This is a genomic window from Actinomadura terrae, assembly GCF_022751215.1.
In the GTDB taxonomy this organism is placed as follows: Bacteria; Actinomycetota; Actinomycetes; order Streptosporangiales; family Streptosporangiaceae; genus Spirillospora; species Spirillospora terrae.
This window is the reverse complement of sequence record NZ_JAICDG010000003.1, coordinates 220748-240844: the sequence shown is the minus strand read 5'-3', so window position 1 is coordinate 240844 and position 20097 is coordinate 220748. Positions and strand designations below refer to the sequence as shown.

The following is a 20097-nucleotide window of genomic DNA, read 5'->3' as shown; positions in this document are numbered from 1 at the left end:
CAAGGATCGGCCCCTGGTGCCGATCGGGACCCGCCGGGTGAGGGCAGATGTGCGCGAAGGGTGTGACAACGGTCATAGCGGTCGGACACAATCGGGCTAGGTCCGAGGGGAGCCGGCCGCCGGTGGCAGACGAGACGGACCCGCGGTCCGCGCTGGCGACTCTCGCCGGGCCAAGGCATTGGGTGGTGGCATGACTTCTTACATCGTGGTCTTCGGCCTCATTGTGGTCGTGGTCCTGGTGGTCGTCCTCGTGGCCCTTGGTCTGCGGGCCAGCAGGGCCGGGCGGGACGACGACGACTGGATGGACGACGAGCAGCCGCAGCCGCGCGGCCGCCGGGCCGCCCCGCAGCCCCAGCAAGGGGGCGCGGGCGGGCCCGAGGACGGCTACGACACCGGCTATGACGGCGGCTACGACGGTGCCTACGAGGGCGGCTACGAGACCGGGTACGAGGGGCAGCAGGAACCCGCCTACGAGGACCCCTCGTACGGCCCGGGCGCCCCCGACCCCGCCTACGACCGCCGCGTCGCCGGCGGGCCGCTCGCCGCTCCCACCGCCGCCGCGCCGCAGTCGCACCAGCAGCCGCAGCAGCCGTCCCCGCCGCCGCCTCCGCCCGCCGGCCAGGGCTCCTCCGACGAGATGGAGGACGACGACTACTGGGCGACGATCACCTTCGACAAGCCCAAGTTCCCCTGGCAGCACGACCAGGACGGCGAGCGCCCGGACGCCGACCCCGCAGCCGACCCGCTGCACGCGCAGGCACAGGCGCACCCGCAGGTCCCGCAGCAGGGCCAGCAGATGCCGCAGCAGGGGCACGAGCAGATGCCCGTCGAGCAGCCCGGCCTGACCCAGCCGGTCACGCTCGGCGCCGACGGCACGATCCTCAACGGCCTCGGCGCCCCGCTCGGGACCGGCCCCCAGCAGATGCCGCAGGGCCCCGGCGGTCCGGGCGGACCTGGCGGGCCGCAGGGCGGTGACTTCCAGGGCGGGTTCCCGCAGGGCGGTTCGCCGTTCGGCGGCGACCCGACCTCGACCGCCAACGACCCGATCCCCGCCGACCTCGGCCTCCAGGGCGGCACCGGCCCGCAGGCCCCCTACGGCGTTCCCGGCCAGCCCGACCAGCCCGTGTACGGCGGCGCCCAGGAGCCCCAGCACGTGTTCGGGGCGTCCGAGCAGCAGCCCTACGGCGGTCAGGACCAGCCCGGCTACGGCGAGCAGCAGTCGCCGTTCGGCGTGCCCGAGCAGCCGCAGTACGGCGAGCAGCCGCAGTACGGATCGTCCGAGCCTTCCTACCCCGAGCCCTCCTACGGCGACTACGGCTCCGACCCGCTGGGCGGGCGTCCGGCGGCCGCCGCGGGGCCGCCCTCAGCGCCGCCCGCGGCGTCCGGAGGGCGTCCGGACGCCTTCCCGCCGCCCTCGGGCGACCCGCGGGCGTCCGACCCGCTCGGGCTGCCCCTGCGCCGCGCTGAGGACCCGATGCGCGGCTTCGGCGAGACCGGCGGCGGGACGGGCGGCGGGCTGCCCGGCCCGGCCGAGCCCGCCGCGCCACCCGCCGCTCCCCCGGTGCCGCCGCCCGCGGCACCGCCCGCCCCGGCGGCGCCCGCCGCTCCCGCCGCGCACGGCGGCCCCGGCGGCGGCTCCGACACCGACAACCACAAGCTCCCGACCGTGGACGAGCTGCTCCAGCGCATCCAGACCGACCGGCAGCGGTCGTCGGGCGGCGGGTCCGGCGGTATGAACGACCCGCTGGGCGACCCGCTCGGCACCGGCTCGTTCGGCACCGGAGGCACGGGCGGCGGAGGCTCAAGTAGTTCCACCGGCGCCGGCCCATGGTCGGCCGGCGGCACGGGCACCGGCTCGGGCCCGTCCTTCGACTCCGGGCTCGGCAACACGGCCGGTTACGGCCAGGGCTCCCAGCCGGAGGGCTACCCGACGTCCCCCGCCTACGGTGAGTCGTCGCGCTACGAGGACCCGCTCAGCACGGGCGGCTCGTCCTATGGCGGGTCCGGCGGTTCGACGGGCGGCGGCGGTAACACCGGCGGCTACGGCGACTTCAGCGGGAGCAGCTACAACTCCGACCCGCTGGCCGGGCCGCAGGATCCGAACGGCGGCGGCCAGGGCGGCTACGGCGACCCCAACGCCACGCAGGCCTACAACCCGGGCTACCAGCAGGACGGCTACTCCCAGGACGGCTACCCGCAGGGCGGCAACCGCCCCGGCGGCGACACCGGCCCGTACGGGCAGCACCAGCAGCCCGACGACTGGCAGAACTACCGCCGCTGACCCGCCGCCCGACCCGCCATCGCTCCTGACCCGCCACCCGTTGACACGCCGAGGGCCGCCGGAATCCCGGCGGCCCTCGGCGTGTCCGCGGACATGTTTATATACGGTGTGTGACTCCCAAGTTGTTAGGCGTGTCCACACTGCGGCACGACCTGCTCGCGTCCTTCGTCGTGTTCCTCGTCGCGATACCCCTGTCCCTCGGCATCGCGGTCGCCTCGGGCGCCCCGATCGCCGCCGGACTGATCGCCGCCATCGTCGGCGGCATCGTCGCCGGACTGGTCGGCGGATCGCCGCTCCAGGTCAGCGGGCCCGCCGCCGGCCTCACCGTCATCGTCGCCGAACTGGTCCAGACCTACGGGTGGCGCGCCACCTGCACGATCACCCTGCTCGGCGGGCTCCTCCAGATCGCGCTCGGCGCCAGCCGCGTCGCCCGCGCCGCCCTCGCCGTCTCCCCCGCCGTCGTCCACGGCATGCTCGCCGGGGTCGGGCTCGTCCTCGTCCTCGCGCAGGCGCACGTGGTGCTCGGCGGCAGCCCGCAGCAGTCCGCGCTCGACAACCTGCGGGAACTGCCCGGGCAGATCGCGGACCCCGCCACCCATCCCGCGCTCGTCGGCGGCCTGACCGTCCTGGTCCTGCTGGCCTGGTCGCGGCTGCCGCGCGGCGGCGGACGGCTCGGGACGGCGCTGCGCCTCGTCCCCGGCCCGCTGCCCGCGATCGCGGTCGCCACCCTCACCGCCTGGTCACTCGGCTGGCAGGCGCCCCGCGTCGACCTGCCCGACTCCCTGCTCGGCGGCTGGCAGACCCCCGTCATGCCGCACGGGACGCCGCACGCGATCGTCGGCGCGGTCGTGTCCGTCGGGCTCGTCGCGGCCGTCGAGTCACTGCTGTGCGGGGTCGCCGTCGACCGCAGGCGGCCCGCCGGGGTGCCGCGCGCCGACCTCGACCGCGACCTGGTCGGGCAGGGCGCCGCGAACGCGGTGTCGGGGCTCCTCGGCGGCCTGCCGGTCGCGGGCGTGATCGTCCGCAGCACCTCCAACCTGGAGGCGGGCGCCCGCAGCCGGGCCTCGACCGTCCTGCACGGGGTCTGGGTGCTGGTCCTCGCGCTGCTGTGCGGGCCGGTCATCGAGCAGGTCCCGCTGGCCGCGCTCGCCGCGCTGCTGATGGTGCTCGGCGTACGGCTGATGGACACCGCGCGCGTCCGCGACCTGCGCCACCACCGCGAGGCGCCCGCCTACTTCGCCACGCTCGCGGGCGTGGTCGTGCTCGGGCTCGGCGAGGGCGTCCTGCTCGGCATCGGGATCATGGCGGTGCTGGCGCTGCGGCGGCTCACCCGGCTCTCGGTGCGCGCCGAGCGGCTCGTCCCGCTGCCGGGCGACGAGCCGGGGCGGCCCCGCTGGCACGTCGTGGTCGAGGGCACGCTGACGTTCCTCGGCGTCCCGAAGCTGACCCGGCTCCTCCAGGACGTCCCGCCGGGCGCCTCCGTCGACCTGGACCTGGACGTCGACTTCATGGACCACGCCGCGTTCGACGCCGTCCACCAGTGGCGGCTCGCCCACGAACGGCAGGGTGGCCGGGTCGACATCGACGAGGTTCACGAGACTTGGTATGAAGAAGCCGTGACTGGTGAAATGTCTTCTGCGCCCAAGAAGTCGCCTCCGGCCCGCTGGTGGGCGCCCTGGGCGAACCGGCGCCGCCGCCAGAGCGCGGAGCTGGACGGCCCCGAGGTCTCACCGAGCGCGCTGCTGCTGGCGGGCGTGCGCGAGTACCACGGCAGCACCGCCCGGCTCGTCCGCCCGATCATGGCGGAGCTGGCGATGGAGCAGAAGCCCGAGCACCTGTTCATCACCTGCGTCGACTCCCGCGTCGTGCCCAACATCATCACCGCCAGCGGCCCGGGTGACCTGTTCATCAACCGCAACGTCGGCAACCTCGTCCCAAGGCATGGCAGCCGCACCTCCGACGACTCCGTCGCCGCGACCGTCGAGTACGCCACCAACGTCCTCGACATCCGGACGATCACGATCTGCGGCCACTCCAACTGCGGCGCGATGGCGGCGCTGCTCGCGGGCGGCACCGAGGTCGAGCACCTGGAGGGGCTGACGCGCTGGCTCAGGCACGGCAACCACAGCCTCGCCCGGTTCCTCGCCACCGAGCACACCGACGAGCCTCCGCTGACCCGGCTCTGCAAGATCAACGTGATGCAGCAGCTCGACAACCTGCTCACCTACCCCTGGCTCCGGGAGCGGGTCGAGGCCGGTGAGATCGAGCTGGTGGGCCTCTACCTCGACCTGAAGACCGCCAACGTCCAGGTCCTCGACGGGCCCGCGGGAACGTTCGTGCCCGTCTCGGACGAGGTCGCCCTCTAGGAAATGACGGCGGGCCGTCCCCCGTTGGACGGCCCGCAGCCTTCGCACGGCCCCGGCCGGGGCCCTCCGCCTCTCAGCGGCCGACCAGCTCGCCCTCCCCGTCCATGAAGTCGCTCCCGCGTGTGTACATGCCGGTCACCCGGCGCGCCCGCCGCGAACTTCCGCTGGACGCCGGGACGAACAGCGCGTCGCGGCGGCTGGCCCATGCGAAGTCCGCGAGATAGGCCAAAGACGCCAGCAGACCGACGAGGCCGATCACCACCATCGCCAAGATGAACACCGGCGCTCCTCTCCGCGGGGCCGGGAACGCCCCGCCGTCATCGCCGATCCAGGAGATCGGCTCTACCTTGGACGTTAGGCGCGAACTTTCAGGTCATTTGTGTCGTGTGACCCGAACCAACCGAGTTCCAAGCCACTCCAGCTTTACGTCTTTTTCAGTTCATCTGCCGCGGCGCGGCCGCCGAAAATCGGGATGCGGCCGCATTCCCGACCGCCTAGCGTGGCCGGAATGAAGTCGCGGCCCGAGGACATCAACGAGAGCCACCTGACACGGGCACTGGAAGCCTGGAACGTTCACGCCACCGAACTGACCTACGCGCCCGTCGGTTTCGGCGACCACCACTGGACGGCGACCGGCGCGAACGGCCAGCGCTGGTTCGTCACCGTCGCCGACCTGCCGCTCAAGGGGCACCCGGACCCCCAAGCGGCGCTGCGTTCCCTGCGCGCGGCCATGGACACCGCCGCCGCACTCCACCACCTCGACTTCGTCGTGGCCCCGCTGAAAACTCCCAAAGGCGAAACCGTCCGCCCACTCGACGCCCGCTTTGCGCTAAGCGTCTTCCCCTACATGCGCGGAACCCCCGGCGACTACGACCGCCCCCAAACCCCCGCCGAACGCGCCGCGGTCATAGACCTCCTAGCCGAACTCCACCGCGAACCACCCCCCGCGATGGCACCGGTACTCGACACAGAACTCGCGCTGCGCGGCGTCCTGGACAAAGCACTGGCCGGAACACTCCCCTGGGCCGGCGGCCCATTCGCCGCCCACGCCCGCACCCTCATCACCGACCACGCCCCCGCCCTACGCCGACGCCTGGCGGAGTTCGACCAACTCTCCGCGACCCTCGCGCAGAGCGGCGTCCCACCCGTCCTGACCCACGGCGAACCCCACCCCGGCAACCTGCTGCGCCAGGACGACCGCCTCCTGCTGATCGACTGGGACACCACAGGCCTGGCCCTCCCCGAACGCGACCTGTGGTCGGTCGCGGAAACCCCGGAAGACCTCGCCCGCTACGCCAGGGCCGCGGGCCGCGCCCCCGACCCCGCAGCCCTGGCCCTCTACCGAACGCGCTGGGACCTCGACGAGGTGGCAATCTACACCGACTGGTTCCGCTCCCCCCACACCCGATCGTCCGACACCAAGGAAGCGTGGGACGGCCTCCTGGAATCAGTGGCGAACCTCGTCACCAGCCCCCAGAACCACGCCCCGCCAACGTAGTTCCCACCCGTCCGCCCGGTGTTCGCCGGCACCGGGCGGACGGGCCGTGGCTCAGATGGTCGAGTTGTAGGCGTAGATGCGGTACGGGTTGGAGTCGGCGAGCTGACCGCCGGGGCCGAGGGTGGTGAGCTGGTAGGCGCCGATCGTGCAGACGCTGGCCCGGTTCAGAACGACCTTGTAGCCGGTGTGGTTGACGACGCTGCGGGGCGCGGGATAGCCCGATGCCTGCGCGTTCCGGCAGTTACTGAAGGTGGGCGGGCCGAAGTACCAGCCGTTGCCGGTGAAGTTGGCGCCGTCCCAGAAGCAGATCGCGTTGCCAGGACAGTCGGAGGGCGCCCGCAGGGTGCGGACGACGGCGGTCTGCCCGGTGGCATGGTCGGCGGAATCGGGGGCGGCCTGCGCGGCGGTGGCCGTCGCGGGGAGCACCGCGAGGAGGGCGGCTCCGGCGAGCAGGGCGGTCCGGATGGTGGGAAATCAGTACATTGCAACCCCTTCACGTCGTGGACGAAGAATCCACCCTTAGAAGTATTGGTTATGGCCAGTCACATGACTACAGATGGCGATATTTCTGGGTTTCCAACACCCGGACCTCCTGAGAGGAACCCCAAATGATCAAGCGTGTCCTGCCGGCCGCCCTCGTCCTGACCGCCGTCCTGGCCCCGGTCGTCCCGGCCGCGGCCGCCACCCCCCTGGTGGCCGCACAGGGGACCTTCGGGTTCACCGCCCCCGACGGCCAGCCGGGGGAGCTCACGGACCCCGCCGACTTCACCTGCTTCACCATCGAGATCACAGCCGCGAACAACGGCACCGACCGCAACGCCGTCCTCTACGCCGACGAGAATTGCGAGGGCGAATCGCGCACGCTCCCCGCGGGCGAGTCGGGCTCGGGGCTGACGGTTAAGAGCGTGCGGTTCGTGAGCTGCCCCTGAGGCACGACCCGACGGCCCGCCGGTGCCCGAGCCTGGGAGCCTCTCCCCGCACACCGCCGCCAGGCCGCACAGTCAGCAGGCCCCGCCGGGCGCGGGCACCCGCTCCACCCCCTCGGGGATAACCGCGCGGCGACGCCTCGGACGGGGCCGGATTCATGAAACCAGGTCAGAATGTGGCGATCGGATTGACCGGGCTGCCGGAGGTACCGGCGAGGCGGACCGGCGCGACTGCGAGGTGGAAGTCCCACTGGCCGAGCTCGGCGGCCGTGGTCGCGCACGCCTCCAGGTCGCAGTTGTCGAGCATCCACAGACCCATCGCAACGAGGCTCACGGCGTGTACCGGCATCAACACCTCTTCGTACCCTGATGGCTGAACGTCCTGGGGGGTGTCGGCGCCGATCAGCGCGACCTCCCGTTCATGCAGCCACGGCAGGCAGGACGCGTGCCAGCCGGCCTGCGTGATACCGCCGGCCGCACCACCCTCGTGCCGGGCGCGGCCACCGCCGGTCCGCAGGAGTAGCGCATCACCGGATCGCACCCGCACACCCTGGCGACGCTCGGCCTCCTCTAGATCGTCGGGGAACACACCCTCCCCCGGTTCCAACCACGGCACCCCTCGGACCGCCGCGACGTCCAGCAGGACACCACGCGTGATGATCCCGTTCGCCGCCGCCGTGACGGCCGCCCACGCCGATCCCGTTTCGGCGTCGACCAACGAGTGCGACCGCCCGTTGTACATCGTGCCGTCCCAGAAGAGGTGGCACGGCGAGTCGACGTGGGTGACGGTGTTGTTGTGGAACATGATGCCGAGATGCTCGTTCGAAAAGCCCCACCGCCGGTCATTGCGGAATCCGGGCACCGGCATGTTCTCGGCTCCCGGCATGTCGGCGGCGCACGGGCATGACGTCGTCGACCGCTCCATCTCCGCCGGTACAACGATCTCCCATCCGCACGACACGCTTCTGCCGTGGCGCACGGCGCGCGCCGCCGCCAGCCGGACCTCGTCGGTGATGTGGTTCAAAGTGCCGCGCTCGTCGTCGTCGCCCCACCGTCCCCAGTTCGACAGCGTGTTGAAGTACCCGAGCACGTCGTCCTGTGTGGGCATCGGTCGCCCTGCCGTCATCCCAACATCAACTCCTCCGCTCACGCGGTTCGAGGCCCAAGGCCCCGCTGAACTGGCATGACACTAGATCATCAACGACCGGTAGTGAAAGTGCGTCGCTGTCGGCGGGTGGCGGTGCCTCGGCGGGTGATCCAGCGGGTGATGGTGTTGATCGCGGCCCAGTCGATCATGGCCTCGGAGACGACGCGGTCGCGTGATCCCCGCAAGTCAACGGGGAGCGGCGGGGTTCGCTCTTGAGTGGGGGCGCGCGGGCCGCCACGATCGGAGGCATGACCGACCGTTCCCTACCTTGGGGCTGCCATCTTCGGGAGGAGGACGCCGATCACCGGGGAAACCACGGGGGCCGCAGAGTGAGCTGGACCCATGGCAACGATCGTGCAGCTTCTCACCGCGACCCGTGAGAACTTCGCGTGGTTTGTCGTGCGGGGTTAAGGGAGCTGGGTGGGGGCGGGGGGATGGGGGTTGATGCGGTCGCCGGTGGTGGTGTCGATGCGGGCGCGGCACCCTGATCAGCAGGACGGCCCCTCCCCCAGTGCCGCGAGCGGCGAGGTGGGGAAGGGGCCGTTTGCGCGTCTATGCGAAGCCGCCGCCCGGGGACAGGGGCCGGGCGTGGCGGGGGGCTAGGTCGTCTGGTACTGCAGCAGCCAGCTTGCGGGGGCGTTGTCCACGGTGTCGTTGGGGCCCTTCTTCACCCGGCCGATACTGACCTTCTGGGAGGAGGCGGGGAGTTGGTCTCCGACGCGGGGGCCTCCGGCGGTGAGGTCGTAGGTCTTGACGGTGGTCCAGGTGCTGCCGTTGTGGACCGCGACCCGGAGCCGCACATCGGCCCAGTCGCTGCCGAAGCTGATGTAGCCGTCACCGGCCCAGCCGCCCTGGTTGGCCATGGGGACGGCCAGCACGATCGCGTACCTGTAATGGATGAGCCCACCGTTTTCGTTGATCGCGAAGCCGTGGGGGATCTCGCCGGTCTGGAAGGCCTGCATCGTGCTCCTCTCGATCCGCGGTGCTGGGGCGCCATCGGAGGCGCCCGCACCGGGGCGGCTTCCGTTCGTCGTGGTGGCCGGTCACCGACCGGCCACCACGACGAACGTAGTCAAACAAGTACGTAAAGTCGCTCTTCGGGAGCTGGATGGGCCGGAGAGGGCAGGTAACTGTGGCGTAGGGAACACAAGAGGGCGATGGGGCTGCAAGGCGCCCGGGGCATCGCGGGCTCCATCTAGGACGGGCGACGGAGGTTGATCTCGGATTTGCCAGGTCGACTCACCGGCGGCCCTTTCCCGAGCGCGTTTGCCGGAGCGTCTCTCCGTAGTCGCGGACGACAGGCAGTTCTGGGTGCCGTGCGATCAGGGCATCATTCAAATCTGCCGCCCAGATCCGGACGGAGTTGACCAACCGTGGTGTGGTCAATGCCTGGCATCCGAGCGCGGCGGCCTCCTCGGGTTCGCCGGTCCGGGCCAGGACGATGCCGAGACCGATGCGAGCTATCGCCTTGCGGCTCGTTGAAAGTGACGCTCCCGGCGCTGTGGTCTGGACTGCGATGGCCGACTGTGCGTAAAACTTGGCCTTCTCGAAATCACCCTGCTCGGTGTCCCCGAGCCAGATGTACGCCTGCGCGGGATAGGACGTCAACGCGAATGAGGCAAGCGTGCCGGTGTGCACCGCTAGGCGCAGCGGCGCACGGCTCGGCAGCTTCTCGTGAAGGTCATGCGCCTGTTGGAACAGCTCCTCGCACTCCTCGCGGTCGCCGAGGCGCGCGGAGGCACGAGCGGCCTGCGCGCGGAGGCGAACGGCCAGGGGATGCGTTCGCGGGGCCCGGGCGATACCACGCCGGGCGGCGGCCAAGGCGTGGGCGGGACGGTCGGTGTAGATCGCTATCGACGCCATGGCGTCGGTGGCCCACGCGCACAGCTCATCATGACCTGCCTGGTCGGCATGCTCGAACGCGTCGATCGCCCACGCTTCGGCCGCGAACGGGTCGCCCAGGTCATGCGCCAGCCAGGCGAGTGCCTCCGACAACCACGCGGCGTAGACGTACAGCTCGCGGGCCTGTTTGAGGGTGTGGGGCCCCTCGATCATTTCGGCGACCCGATGCCGGTACGTGCGCGCTATGGCGAACAGTTCGGCGGGCGGCTGCCTGCTGTAGGCGCGATCGAGTTCGGTCACCACCGCCTGTAGGTGGGTGAGGGTTCCGGCTCCTACCGACGTGGCACCGGCGAGCCGTGTGAACTCCATGGCCTCTTCGGCGGCGTCGCGGAGCATCCGGTGCATCGCCTCGGGCGCGAGCACGGTGACACCGAGTTTGAGCGCGTCCCGGCGTTTCGTCGGCTTGACCTCCTCGACGCTCGGGCCAGCAGGGGTGTCCTCCTGCTCGGACGTCCCCACGTCCGACCTGAACAGCTCATCACCAGTCTTACCCGTGACGCGGCAGTACAAGGTCTGGTAGCGCGCGTTCGGGGCGTGCTTCCCGTTCTCCCAGTTTTTGATCATGTTGGCCAGCGCCGGGACATGCGGCAGATGCGGCCGGTCGAGCGGGTCGGCCGCCTCGCGCAACAGCCGCGCGAGGTCAGCGCGCGACCAGTACGGCGGTGCCTCGCGCGCCTCGCGCAGGAGTACGCCGATGGCCTTCTTCCTGGGAGACATGCGATGCACCCTTCTGACCAGCCAAGGCAGGGGATGTACATCCCTCCGGCAGTCCCAAGCATCCCCTCCCGGCATGCCGCCCGTCGCGGTTTCACTGAACGTGACCGCGACAGCACCGTGCATCGCAGCAGGGAGACGGTCATGAGGGGACCTTTCGACCAGACCGCGCAGCTTGACGCGACGCCGATCCAGCGCGCCGAGATCGCGCGGGTGGAGAGCTGCTTTCCGGGCACGCGTGTCTGGTTCGGGCACCACACGCGGGAGTGGTGGGCGTACGTGCCCTGGCCCGTGCCCGGCTTGATCGAAGCCGCCACCCCCGACCGGCTCGCGGACGCGATGGCGAAGGGGATGGGGTTGCGCGGAGCGACCCTCTCGTCGAGCGCGAGCAGGTCGATCCGATGAACGTGGGCGCGGCGATCCATTGCGCGCGGCACCGGCCGCCGCGCCTACCCGACGTGCGGCTGGACTCCGGTGCGGCGGGCACCCTGGAGTCGCCGCACCGGCACGGACTCCCCCGCAGTCCGTGCCCGCCGCCCGCCCGGTGTCCGACATCACCGGGCGGGCGGCCCTTCGGCGGCGCGGCGGCACGGCCCTCCCCCGTGGCTTTGCCGCCGCGCTCACTCGTCCGTGGAGGTGACCATGCCCGCTCGCAACGACGGTGACATCGGGGCCCAGCTCAAGGCCGAGTTCCCGGAGTGGAACATCATCCACAGCAGCGAGGGCCGGTGGTGGGCCACGCGCGGACCGCTCGCCCGCGACGAGCGGGGCAAGCCGGGGTCGGTGGACGCCGACACCCCCGACGACCTCCGGCGCGAGATCCGGGAGTGGAGCGCACCCCGCACGCCGGGCCGGGGGTCGACGTGAGCCGAGGCGAGGACGACGAGGAACGCATCGACGTGTACGGCGACGAGGTCGTCTACATCGCGGTGCACCGGCCGAGCGACCGGGTGCTCGCGACGTTCCATCCCGGCGAGGACGAGGGCTGGTGGCGGGTGAGCACCCGGGGTCGCCTGCGGGAACTGTGGGTGCTGCCCGGCAAGCCCGAGCCATGGCGGGAGATCGTCGAACGCGTACTGGCCGGACAGTAGCCCCACGGACCCGTCGGCCGGGGCGCGATCGAGAGTTTCCTGAGTGAGGCGCTGGCTGAACCAGGGCGGAACCCGGCTGAATCATGAGTGCCGCGCCCCAGGTGAGGGGGTGTGGGCGGACGAGTCGGCCTGTAAGCCGGGTTCTGTGCCCGTCGCGTCGCGGCGGCGGGCGGCGGCCATCCATCTCGGGCCGCCGTTGCCGGCGGCCTCCAGCGGTCTACCCGCAGGCTCGGGCGGGCCGCCCTCGGGCACCTGCGCGGGGCTCCTGCCGGAGCCCCTTCTTGACCTTGCTCCGGGTGGGGTTTACCGAGCCGCCCACGTCACCGTGGGCGCTGGTGAGCTCTTACCTCACCGTTTCACCCTTACCACCGGCGGACCGGTGGCGGTCTGCTTTCTGTGGCACTGTCCCGCGGGTCACCCCGGGTCGGCGTTACCGACCACCCTGCCCTGTGGAGCCCGGACTTTCCTCGACGGGGATCGCTCCCCGACGCGGCCGCCCGGCCGGCTCGTCCGCCGTGGGCCCAGCGTACCGCGTGCCCAGGGATTGGACGGTCCGCTCCGGGGTAGCGCGGAGAGAATGATCTTCGAGGGATTCACGCTGGAGCGGATCGACGTGGGCGAGGCGGAGCTGCGGGTCCGGTACGGGGGGACGGGAACGCCGCTGCTGTTGCTCCACGGCCATCCGCGCACGCACGCCACATGGCACAAGGTCGCTCCGCTTCTGGCCGACCGGCATACCGTCGTCTGTCCTGATCTGCGGGGGTACGGGGGCTCGTCCAAGCCGGAGACCGACGCCGAGCACGCGCCCTACTCCAAGCGGGCGATGGCCCGTGATCTCGTCGCCCTCATGCGGGTGCTCGGCCACGAGCGGTTCGCGGTCGCGGGGCACGATCGGGGCGCGCTGGCGGCCTTCAGGACGGCCATGGACCATCCCGACGCCGTGACCGAGCTGGTGGTGATGGACGGCCTGCCGGTCGTCGAGCATCTGGAGCGCTGCGACGCCCGGTTCGCCGCGGCCTGGTGGCACTGGTGGTTCTTCGCCCAGGACGAGAAGCCCGCGGAGCGGATCATCAACGCCGACCCCGACGCCTGGTACACCGCCAGCAGCGAGCACATGGAGCCGGAGGCGTGGGCGGACTTCCAGGGCGCGATCCACAACCCGGCGACCGTGCGCGGGATGCTGGAGGACTACCGCGCGGGCCTCGGCATCGACCGCCGCCACGACGAGGCCGACCGCGCGGCCGGGCGCCGTGTGCGGTGCCCCACGCTCGTGCTGTGGTCCACCAGGGACGATCTGGAGCAGCTGTACGGCGATCCCGTGGCCATCTGGCGCGACTGGGCGGAGGACGTCAGGGGCGCGCCCATCGAGTCCGGCCACCACATGGCCGAGGAGGCGCCCGCCGAGGTCGCCGCCGCGATCGGCGGGTTCCTCGACGGCTAGCGCTCCAGGTGGTGGGTGTCGTTGAACAGGCGGAGGGTCGCGGGGCCGTCGGCGTACCAGTCGACCGCCGACAGGGACGCCACGTCCAGGTGCATCCGGTACAGGGACGGCATGGGCGCGCCCAGGGCGTCCTTCACCAGGAGCTTGATGGGGGTGACGTGCGAGACCACCAGGACGGACCGGTGGCGGTAGCGGACCTTCAGCTTGTCCAGTGCGGTGCGGACGCGGCGGGAGACGGTCGTGAAGCTCTCCCCGCCGGGCGGCGCGGCGTCCGGGTCGGCCAGCCAGGCGTCGAGGGCGGCGGGGTCGCGGTCGCGCGCCTCGGCGAAGGTGAGGCCCTCCCAGGCGCCGAAGTCGGTCTCGCGGAAGCCGTCCTCGACGCGGACGTCCAGGCCGGTGGCGGCGGCGACCTCGGCGGCGGTGTCGCGGCAGCGCGAGAGGGGGGAGGTGACGATCGCGTCCAGGTCCCGGTCCTTGAGGGCGAGCCCGGCCGCGCGGGCCTGGGCGAGGCCGCCCGGGGTGAGCGGTGTGTCGACGGTCCCGGCGAAGCGCTTCTCGATCGACAGCGGCGTCTCGCCGTGCCGGAGCAGCAGCGTGGTCGTCGGTTCGGTCGAGGGGGGCGCGGCGGCCGGGGGCGGCGCGGGCGGGGGCTCCTCCTCGGTCCGGCGCGTCCAGGTCTCGCCGCGCGCGGCGGCGTCCATGGCCTCGTTCGCGAGCCGGTCGGCGTGCGCGTTGCGGCCGCGCGGGATCCAGCCGTAGGTGACCGGGCCGAGGCTCTCGGCCAGCTCGCGGGCCTGGAGCGCCAGCGGGATCATGTCCGGGTGCTTGATCTTCCAGCGGCCCGACATCTGCTCGACGACGAGCTTGGAGTCCATCCGGACCTCGACGCGGGCGGCCGGGTCGATGCCCGCGGCGGCGGCGAGCCCCGCGATCAGGCCCCGGTACTCGGCGACGTTGTTGGTGGCGAGGCCGATCGACTCGGCGACCTCGGCGAGCACCTCGCCGGTGACCGCGTCCCGGACGAGCGCCCCGTACCCGGCGGGCCCGGGGTTGCCCCGGGACCCGCCGTCGGCCTCGATGACCAGCCGCCGCGCCGTCACAGCCCGGACTCGGGGGTGCGGACGAGAATCCGGCGGCACTCCTCGCAGCGGATGACCTCGTCCTCCGCGGCGGCGCGGATCCGGTTCAGGTCGACGGTGTTGAGCGCGAGGTGGCAGCCCTGGCAGGCGCCCCGGAACAGCTTGGCCGCGCCGACGCCGCCGAACTGGCCGCGCAGCTTCTCGTAGAGGCCGAGGAGGTCCTCGGGGACGTCCTTGGCGACGGCGGTGCGGGCGGTGCTCGTCGTGCCGGCCTCGTCGTCGATCTCGTGCTGGGCGGCGTCGCGGGCCTGGACGAGGCCCGACAGCTCCTCCTGCGCGGCGGCCTGCTCGGTCCGCAGCGCCGCCACCCGGCCCTGCGCCTCCTCGGTCCGCTCCATGATCTCCAGGACGACCTCCTCCAGGTCGGACTGGCGGCGGGTGAGCGACTCGATCTCCGCCTGGAGGCCGCTGAGGTCCTTTGCGGAGGTCACCTGGCCGGAGTCGAGCCGCTTGCGGTCGCGGTCGGCGCGGGTGCGGACCTGGTCGACGTCCTGCTCGGCCTTGCGCTGCTCCCGTTCCAGGTCGCCGACCTCGGTCTCGGCCGCCACGATCGCGTCGCGCAGCTCGGTCAGGCGGCCCTCCAGCCGCTCGATCTCCGCCAGCTCGGGCAGCGTGCGGCGGCGGTGCGCCAACCGGTCCAGCGAGCTGTCGAGGTCCTGCAAGTCGATCAGGCGAAGCTGGGCTTGCGGTGCGGCTTTCACAATGCTCCTTCGAAATGCAGGCGCCACGCGTCGGTGACGAGCGTGGACACCCGGGTCTCCAACGTGCCCGCTTCCTTCGACGCCCCGGTGAGCCGCCGCTCCGCGTCGGCCAGCCAGGGCCACTCGGTCGCCCAGTGCGCGGCGTCCACCAGCGCGGGGCCGTCCTGCTCGGTGAACTCCGAGGCGGGATGGTGCCGCAGGTCGGCGGTGAGGTAGACGTCGGCTCCGGACGCGCGCGCCGCGTCCAGCAGCGAGTCGCCCGCGCCGCCGCACACCGCCACGGTGCGGACGGGGCGGTCGGGGTCGCCCGCGGCGCGGACGCCCCACGCCGTGGCGGGCAGCCCGGCCGCCGCCCGCGACGCGAACTCCTTCAGCGTGGCCGGTTCGGCCAGCTCGCCGACGCGGCCGAGGCCGCGGCGGGGGTCGTCGTCGGCCGGGACCAGCGGGTGCAGCCCGCCGGTCAGGCCGACCGCGCGCGCCAGCGCGTCCGACACCCCGGGGTCGGCGCGGTCGGCGTTGGTGTGCGCGGTGTACAGCGCCACCCCGTTCCTGATCATCTGGTGGACGAGCCGTCCCTTGGGGGTGGTGGCGGCGACCGAGTGCACCCCGCGCAGCAGCAGCGGATGGTGCGTGACCACCAGGTCGGCGCGCCACTCCAGCGCCTCGTCCAGGACGGCGGCGGCCGGGTCGACGGCGAACAGCACCCGGCCGACCTCCTGGTCGGGGTCGCCGCAGACGAGCCCGACGGCGTCCCAGGGCTCCGCCCACGAGGGCGGATACAGCTCGTCCAGAACGGCGATCAGGCGGGATAGGCGCACGTCCCGCAGGTTACCGCGCCGAGCCGCTCCCGCGGAGCCACCGAGCGTTACCGCCCGGCGCCGGGGGTCTGAAACGATATGTCCCGGGAGAGCCCGACCGAGGGGAGAACGCCATGTCGGCTTCCGGTGCCGCAGCTCGACCGGAGCCCACCACCGAACCGCGACCCGTGCCCACCCACCCGGACCCCGCGTCCGCGCGGCGGCCCACGCTGCCGTTCGCGGCGCCGGAACGCGCCGCGAACCCCACGGCGGACCGTCCGCACATGCCCGGCTACGGCATCCTGGGCGCGGACGAGGGCAGCGGCCTGCTTCCGTGGGCGTGGGCTGTGGAGCGCCTCCGCGCCGCCCGCAACTTCTGGCTGTGCACGGTGCGGCCGGACGGACGGCCGCACGCGATGCCCGTGTGGGGTGCCTGGTCCGGGGAGGAGCTGATGTTCAGCAGCAGCGTCCCGTCCCGGAAGATGGTGAATCTGAGGGCCAACCCCAACGTCGTCGTGACGACGGAGGAGGCCGAGGAACCCGTGGTCATCGAGGGCACCGCGAAGGTCGTCACCGAACTGGGCGCGCTCCAGCGGTTCATCGACCTCGTCAACGCCAAGTACGCCACCGGCTATCGTGTGGACTTCCTGGACCCCGTGGTGAACGCGACCGTAGCGGTACGGCCGCAGCGGGCGTTCGGGATGCGCCAGGGAGACTTCACCGGATCTCCCACCCGGTGGTCGTTCGGGACCTGAGGTCAGGGACGCCTGTCCGCCCGCCGGGATCAATCTGGAGACTCATCGCGTTGGAGAGTGTGTGAAGTCACCCTTTCGCCGCCGCAAGCGCGTCAAGGGCCGTGCCATGGGCCACAGGTCCGAGCCGGCCGAGCAGGAGATCGTCGAGTGGCCCCGCGAGGGGACGGGCAAGTCGTCCCTGATGGGCGCCATCCGTGGTGACGGCGAGACCGGTGCCGGTTTCGGCGGCGGCATGTTCGAGGATCTCGCCTCCGCGTTCGAGGGCTCCAAGAAGGTCAAACAGGAGGAGCAGCAGCGGGAGCGGATCCTGCGGCAGGACGACCACGAGCAGGCGGGGTCCGGGGAGTCGCGCCGCGACGACCTGGACTCCGGCAAGATCCGCATCCGCCGCACCGAGCCCGGTGTGGCCGACTGACCCTCGTTCGAACACAAGTTCGAACATCGGGTTATCCTGACCGAGTGAGCGCCCATGTCCCGCCCGGCTGGCCCGCGCAGGTGCACCCCCCGGGCACCGACCGCTTCGAGGACACCGCCATGGCCTGGCTGCTCGAACTCGTGCCGCCCGAGTACCGGCGCTACGGGGTCCTGCGCCGCTACCCCCTGACGCTCGCCCGGATGGCCCGCCACCACGTGGCGGCGTCCGTCGAGGCGGCCCGCGAGGGCTTCCGGACGGCCCGCGTCGACCTCGGCGCGCTCGTCCCGCCGCACGGCATCGACGCGGTCATGGACACCTACCGCCGCGAGGGCGCCCGCCTCGTCGCGCTCCAGGAGGCCATCGCGCTCGTCGAGACCGCGATGCGCGCGATCGCCGACCCCGACGACCCGGCGCACCGCCGCCCCTTCACCCCGAAGCTCTGACCGGTGAGCGCCGAGCCCGGGTGGTACCCCGATCCCCACTGGATGGGACGCGAACGCTACTGGGACGGGACCGCGTGGACAGAACAATCTCGCCCCTACGAGGGCAAGCCCGCCCGGATGCACCGTCCCGCCTCCACACCCCCTCCCCGGGAGGCGGCCGCCCCGCCGCCCCGTTCTGACGCGTTCTCCCGTCCGGCACCGGCCGCCCGTCCCGCTCCCCCGGAACCGGCACGGAACTCCCCGCCTCGGGACACGGCCATCCCGCCCACGCCCCCGAGGCCGCCGATCCCGCGTCCTCCCCTGGACGACGACACGTCGGCGAACGACACCGCGGCGAACGACACGGCCTCGAACGACACGTCGGCGAACGGCCTCCCGGAGGACGACGTGCCTTCGCCGCCCGACCTGGTCAAGGCGCCGCCGCGTCCGGCGCCGTCCCCGCGTCCCGCGCCGTCTCCGCAGCGCGGGGCGTCGATCGGCCTTCCCGTCATCCTGGGCGTGGAGGCGGCGGCCGTCGCGCCCGCCTCCTACGCGCTGCACCTGATGTGGCCCGTGTGGGGCCCGGTGGCGCTGGTCGGCGGGTGGGTGGTGGTCACGCTGCTCGCGCTGGCCCCGTCCACCGCGCGCCACGTGCACGGCCACCGCCCCGTCGACGACTCCGAGGCGGCCGGGATCGGGGCGGCGTGGCAGGACGTCCAGGAGCGGCTCGGCCTGCACCCCCGCACCTACCGGCTGCTGGTCACCGACTCCGGCGAGCTGAACGCCTGCGCCCCGGCGGGCCGCGTGATCACGGTGACCTCGCACGCCGCCCGGACGCTGTCGCCCGAGCAGCTCGCGGGCGTCCTCGCCCACGAAGTGGGCCACGCGCTCGGCCCGCGCCTCCTGCCGGTGTTCGTGCACGCCCAGCTCACGCTGCCGAACCGCGCGGCGCAGTGGGTGCTGCGCGCGCTGTGGTCGCCGGTCCGCCCGATGTGGCGGCGGGCCGTCGGCTGGCACCGTCCGGTCGGGTTCGTGCCGGTCTTCCTGTTCGCCGCGTTCGCGTGCGCGGGGTCGCTGCTGGTGGCGATCCCGGCGGCGGCCGCGTCGGCGGCGGCGGTGGTCGCGCGGCTGTTCACCGCCCGCTCCGACGCGCGGGCGGACGTCGTCGCCGTCCGCGCGGGCCTCGGCCCCGACCTGCTGTCGGCGCTGGAGCAGACGCTGGAGGAGGCGAGCGAGCGGGGCGAGGTGCCGGTGCGCCTGGCCCGCCGCACCCACCGCCTCCGCCGCCGCCTTTCCTGAACCCTCGCGCGGCGACGTCCTTTCTCACATTCGTCGGCGGCGGTCATGCATTATGGGGAAATGAACCTTGTGGAGCAGGTGGCGCCCAATCTGGACGGTGTTCTCCGCCGGGACGCCTGGTGGATGGGATGGAATCTGCTGCTGGCATGGATTCCGGTGGGGCTCGGCTGGGTGCTCTTTCGAGGGCGGAGCCTGTCGCGGTCGCCATTCTGGTGGATGGGGCTGGTGCTGTTCGCGCTGTTCCTGCCCAACGCGCCCTATGTGGTCACCGACCTCGTCCATCTGCGCAGTGACATCGTGCTCTCGACGCAGGACGGGCCGGTGGTGACGGCCGTCCTGCCGGTTTACGCGGTGCTCGTCGGATCGGGTTTCCTCGCCTACTATCTGGCGCTCGGCGGGGCGTTGCGCCATCTCACGCGGATCGGGCTGGGGGCGTGGCGGTGGCGCGTCACGGTGGCCGCGCACGCGCTCTGCGCCATCGGGATCTTCCTCGGACGGTGGGCCCGGCTGAACAGCTGGGAACCCGTCGTCGCCCCGCAGGCGGCGCTGGAGCGGATCGTCCTGCACCTGACGTGGCAGCGGGCCCCGATGTTGATCCTCGGGGTCTTCGCGGTGATATGGCTCGGGCACTTCATGACCCGGGCGCTCGCGGTGGCGTTCCGCGACGCCGCCCTGGAGGGGGCGCGGCGGGTTCAGGGTGTCCTGACGACGTCGTCCTAGCCCTGGGGAGCGGGAGGCTGCTGTCCCCAGGGCTGCCCGGGGGCCTGCTGCTGGGGCTGCTGCGCCTGGTAGGGCTGCGGCGGGCCGTAGGGCGCGGGGCCGGGGAGCGCGGCCGGGGCCTTGGAGCCGCCGGTCGCGATCTGGAACCCGACGCCGATGACGATCAACGCCAGCCCGGCGACGCAGTAGTTGAGCATGGCCGAGAGCTGGAGGGTGATCTCCGCCTTGTTCTCGTCGGGGTCGTCGATCCCGGCACCGGCGACGGTGCTGCCGAACAGCGCGAAGCCCACGATGATGAAGCCCGCCGCCGCGAAGATGATGAAGGCTGGGTTGATCTTCGTTCCTGACATGCCGTGCAGAATACCGAAATAGGCGGAGGTCAGAGCGGTGCCGCCTGATATCGGGACAAACGCGGGAGGCGGCCGCGCGTCTCCGGGTCCCCGTGGAGACGGGGGTTATAACCACCCCGCGGACGTCCGCATC

The 20097-nt window shown here is 72.4% G+C and carries 22 protein-coding genes and 1 other RNA gene; 13 read left to right on the top strand and 10 right to left on the bottom strand.

Features of this window, described 5'->3' with window-relative positions:
* Window positions 1-190: 190 nt before the first annotated feature.
* Together K2F47_RS20935 and K2F47_RS20930 are read left to right on the top strand one after the other, a co-directional pair.
* Entirely contained in the window at window positions 191-2281 is a 2091-nt protein-coding gene (locus K2F47_RS20935; protein ID WP_242906343.1) for a hypothetical protein, read from the top strand.
* A gap of 131 nt (window positions 2282-2412) precedes the next feature.
* Window positions 2413-4647: a SulP family inorganic anion transporter gene (locus K2F47_RS20930; protein ID WP_242906342.1), complete on the top strand. Its 2235-nt coding sequence runs from the start codon at window positions 2413-2415 to the stop codon at window positions 4645-4647.
* Between the two features lie 73 nt (window positions 4648-4720).
* On the opposite strand, the gene K2F47_RS20925 is transcribed toward K2F47_RS20930, so the two are convergent.
* A complete protein-coding gene (locus K2F47_RS20925) occupies window positions 4721-4927 on the bottom strand; it encodes a hypothetical protein (protein ID WP_242906341.1) in 207 nt (68 codons plus the stop codon).
* Between the two features lie 228 nt (window positions 4928-5155).
* Between K2F47_RS20925 and K2F47_RS20920 the strand changes: the two genes are divergently transcribed.
* On the top strand, window positions 5156-6145 hold the full coding sequence (locus tag K2F47_RS20920) for a phosphotransferase (RefSeq protein WP_242906340.1): 990 nt from the start codon (window positions 5156-5158) through the stop codon (window positions 6143-6145).
* Between the two features lie 51 nt (window positions 6146-6196).
* Here K2F47_RS20920 and K2F47_RS20915 read toward each other — a convergent pair whose 3' ends face one another.
* Window positions 6197-6571: a peptidase inhibitor family I36 protein gene (locus K2F47_RS20915; RefSeq protein ID WP_242906337.1), complete on the bottom strand. Its 375-nt coding sequence runs from the start codon at window positions 6569-6571 to the stop codon at window positions 6197-6199.
* Window positions 6572-6753: 182 nt separating this feature from the next.
* Here K2F47_RS20915 and K2F47_RS20910 point away from each other — a divergent pair, with 182 nt between their 5' ends.
* Window positions 6754-7074, top strand: coding sequence for a hypothetical protein (locus tag K2F47_RS20910; protein ID WP_242906336.1), 321 nt, complete (start codon window positions 6754-6756; stop codon window positions 7072-7074).
* Between the two features lie 166 nt (window positions 7075-7240).
* On the opposite strand, the gene K2F47_RS20905 is transcribed toward K2F47_RS20910, so the two are convergent.
* The 3 genes from K2F47_RS20905 to K2F47_RS20895 all read right to left on the bottom strand — a co-directional run bounded on the left by K2F47_RS20905 (window position 7241) and on the right by K2F47_RS20895 (window position 10837).
* A complete protein-coding gene (locus K2F47_RS20905; protein ID WP_242906335.1) occupies window positions 7241-8179 on the bottom strand; it encodes a cyclase family protein in 939 nt (312 codons plus the stop codon).
* A gap of 638 nt (window positions 8180-8817) precedes the next feature.
* Entirely contained in the window at window positions 8818-9180 is a 363-nt protein-coding gene (locus K2F47_RS20900; RefSeq protein ID WP_242906333.1) for a hypothetical protein, read from the bottom strand.
* Between the two features lie 277 nt (window positions 9181-9457).
* Window positions 9458-10837, bottom strand: a complete 1380-nt coding sequence (locus K2F47_RS20895; protein WP_242906331.1) for an NsdA family TPR-like regulatory protein — start codon at window positions 10835-10837, stop codon at window positions 9458-9460.
* Between the two features lie 141 nt (window positions 10838-10978).
* Between K2F47_RS20895 and K2F47_RS20890 the strand changes: the two genes are divergently transcribed.
* The 3 genes from K2F47_RS20890 to K2F47_RS20880 all read left to right on the top strand — a co-directional run bounded on the left by K2F47_RS20890 (window position 10979) and on the right by K2F47_RS20880 (window position 11925).
* Window positions 10979-11239: a hypothetical protein gene (locus K2F47_RS20890; RefSeq protein ID WP_242906330.1), complete on the top strand. Its 261-nt coding sequence runs from the start codon at window positions 10979-10981 to the stop codon at window positions 11237-11239.
* Between the two features lie 237 nt (window positions 11240-11476).
* Window positions 11477-11701 carry a hypothetical protein gene (locus tag K2F47_RS20885; RefSeq protein WP_242906329.1) on the top strand — a complete coding sequence of 75 codons (225 nt, stop codon included), beginning with the start codon at window positions 11477-11479 and terminating at the stop codon, window positions 11699-11701.
* The gene (locus K2F47_RS20880; protein ID WP_242906327.1) at window positions 11698-11925 is read left to right on the top strand and encodes a hypothetical protein; all 228 of its coding nucleotides are present in this window, start codon (window positions 11698-11700) and stop codon (window positions 11923-11925) included. Before K2F47_RS20885 ends, K2F47_RS20880 begins: the two co-directional genes overlap by 4 nt.
* A 116-nt stretch (window positions 11926-12041) precedes the next feature.
* Here K2F47_RS20880 and rnpB read toward each other — a convergent pair.
* Window positions 12042-12434, bottom strand: an RNA gene (rnpB, locus tag K2F47_RS20875) — RNase P RNA component class A.
* A 68-nt stretch (window positions 12435-12502) separates the two neighbouring features.
* On the opposite strand from rnpB, the gene K2F47_RS20870 reads away from it, so the two are divergent.
* Window positions 12503-13366 carry an alpha/beta fold hydrolase gene (locus K2F47_RS20870; protein ID WP_242906325.1) on the top strand — a complete coding sequence of 288 codons (864 nt, stop codon included), beginning with the start codon at window positions 12503-12505 and terminating at the stop codon, window positions 13364-13366.
* Here K2F47_RS20870 and K2F47_RS20865 read toward each other — a convergent pair.
* Genes K2F47_RS20865 through K2F47_RS20855 form a run of 3 tightly spaced genes read right to left on the bottom strand, consistent with a single transcriptional unit; the run spans window position 13363 to window position 16024 of the window.
* Window positions 13363-14466: a bifunctional RNase H/acid phosphatase gene (locus K2F47_RS20865; RefSeq protein ID WP_242906322.1), complete on the bottom strand. Its 1104-nt coding sequence runs from the start codon at window positions 14464-14466 to the stop codon at window positions 13363-13365. The two genes, K2F47_RS20870 and K2F47_RS20865, sit on opposite strands and share 4 nt — an antisense overlap.
* A complete protein-coding gene (locus K2F47_RS20860; protein WP_242906320.1) occupies window positions 14463-15206 on the bottom strand; it encodes a zinc ribbon domain-containing protein in 744 nt (247 codons plus the stop codon). Before K2F47_RS20860 ends, K2F47_RS20865 begins: the two co-directional genes overlap by 4 nt.
* Window positions 15203-16024 (bottom strand): Nif3-like dinuclear metal center hexameric protein, encoded by an 822-nt coding sequence (locus K2F47_RS20855; RefSeq protein WP_242906318.1) that lies wholly within the window; start codon window positions 16022-16024, stop codon window positions 15203-15205. Before K2F47_RS20855 ends, K2F47_RS20860 begins: the two co-directional genes overlap by 4 nt.
* A gap of 113 nt (window positions 16025-16137) precedes the next feature.
* On the opposite strand from K2F47_RS20855, the gene K2F47_RS20850 reads away from it, so the two are divergent.
* The 5 genes from K2F47_RS20850 to K2F47_RS20830 all read left to right on the top strand — a co-directional run bounded on the left by K2F47_RS20850 (window position 16138) and on the right by K2F47_RS20830 (window position 19614).
* Window positions 16138-16758 carry a pyridoxamine 5'-phosphate oxidase family protein gene (locus K2F47_RS20850; RefSeq protein ID WP_242906313.1) on the top strand — a complete coding sequence of 207 codons (621 nt, stop codon included), beginning with the start codon at window positions 16138-16140 and terminating at the stop codon, window positions 16756-16758.
* Window positions 16759-16819: 61 nt separating this feature from the next.
* Complete coding sequence (locus tag K2F47_RS20845; protein ID WP_242906312.1) at window positions 16820-17173, top strand: DUF6191 domain-containing protein; 354 nt, start codon at window positions 16820-16822, stop codon at window positions 17171-17173.
* A gap of 44 nt (window positions 17174-17217) precedes the next feature.
* The gene (locus tag K2F47_RS20840; RefSeq protein WP_242906311.1) at window positions 17218-17616 is read left to right on the top strand and encodes a hypothetical protein; all 399 of its coding nucleotides are present in this window, start codon (window positions 17218-17220) and stop codon (window positions 17614-17616) included.
* Between the two features lie 3 nt (window positions 17617-17619).
* Entirely contained in the window at window positions 17620-18894 is a 1275-nt protein-coding gene (locus K2F47_RS41430) for a DUF2510 domain-containing protein (RefSeq protein ID WP_242906310.1), read from the top strand.
* 60 nt (window positions 18895-18954) lie between these two features.
* Window positions 18955-19614: a DUF1361 domain-containing protein gene (locus tag K2F47_RS20830; RefSeq protein ID WP_242906308.1), complete on the top strand. Its 660-nt coding sequence runs from the start codon at window positions 18955-18957 to the stop codon at window positions 19612-19614.
* On the opposite strand, the gene K2F47_RS20825 is transcribed toward K2F47_RS20830, so the two are convergent.
* Window positions 19611-19964: a hypothetical protein gene (locus K2F47_RS20825; protein WP_242906307.1), complete on the bottom strand. Its 354-nt coding sequence runs from the start codon at window positions 19962-19964 to the stop codon at window positions 19611-19613. The genes K2F47_RS20830 and K2F47_RS20825 overlap by 4 nt on opposite strands.
* Window positions 19965-20097 lie beyond the last annotated feature (133 nt).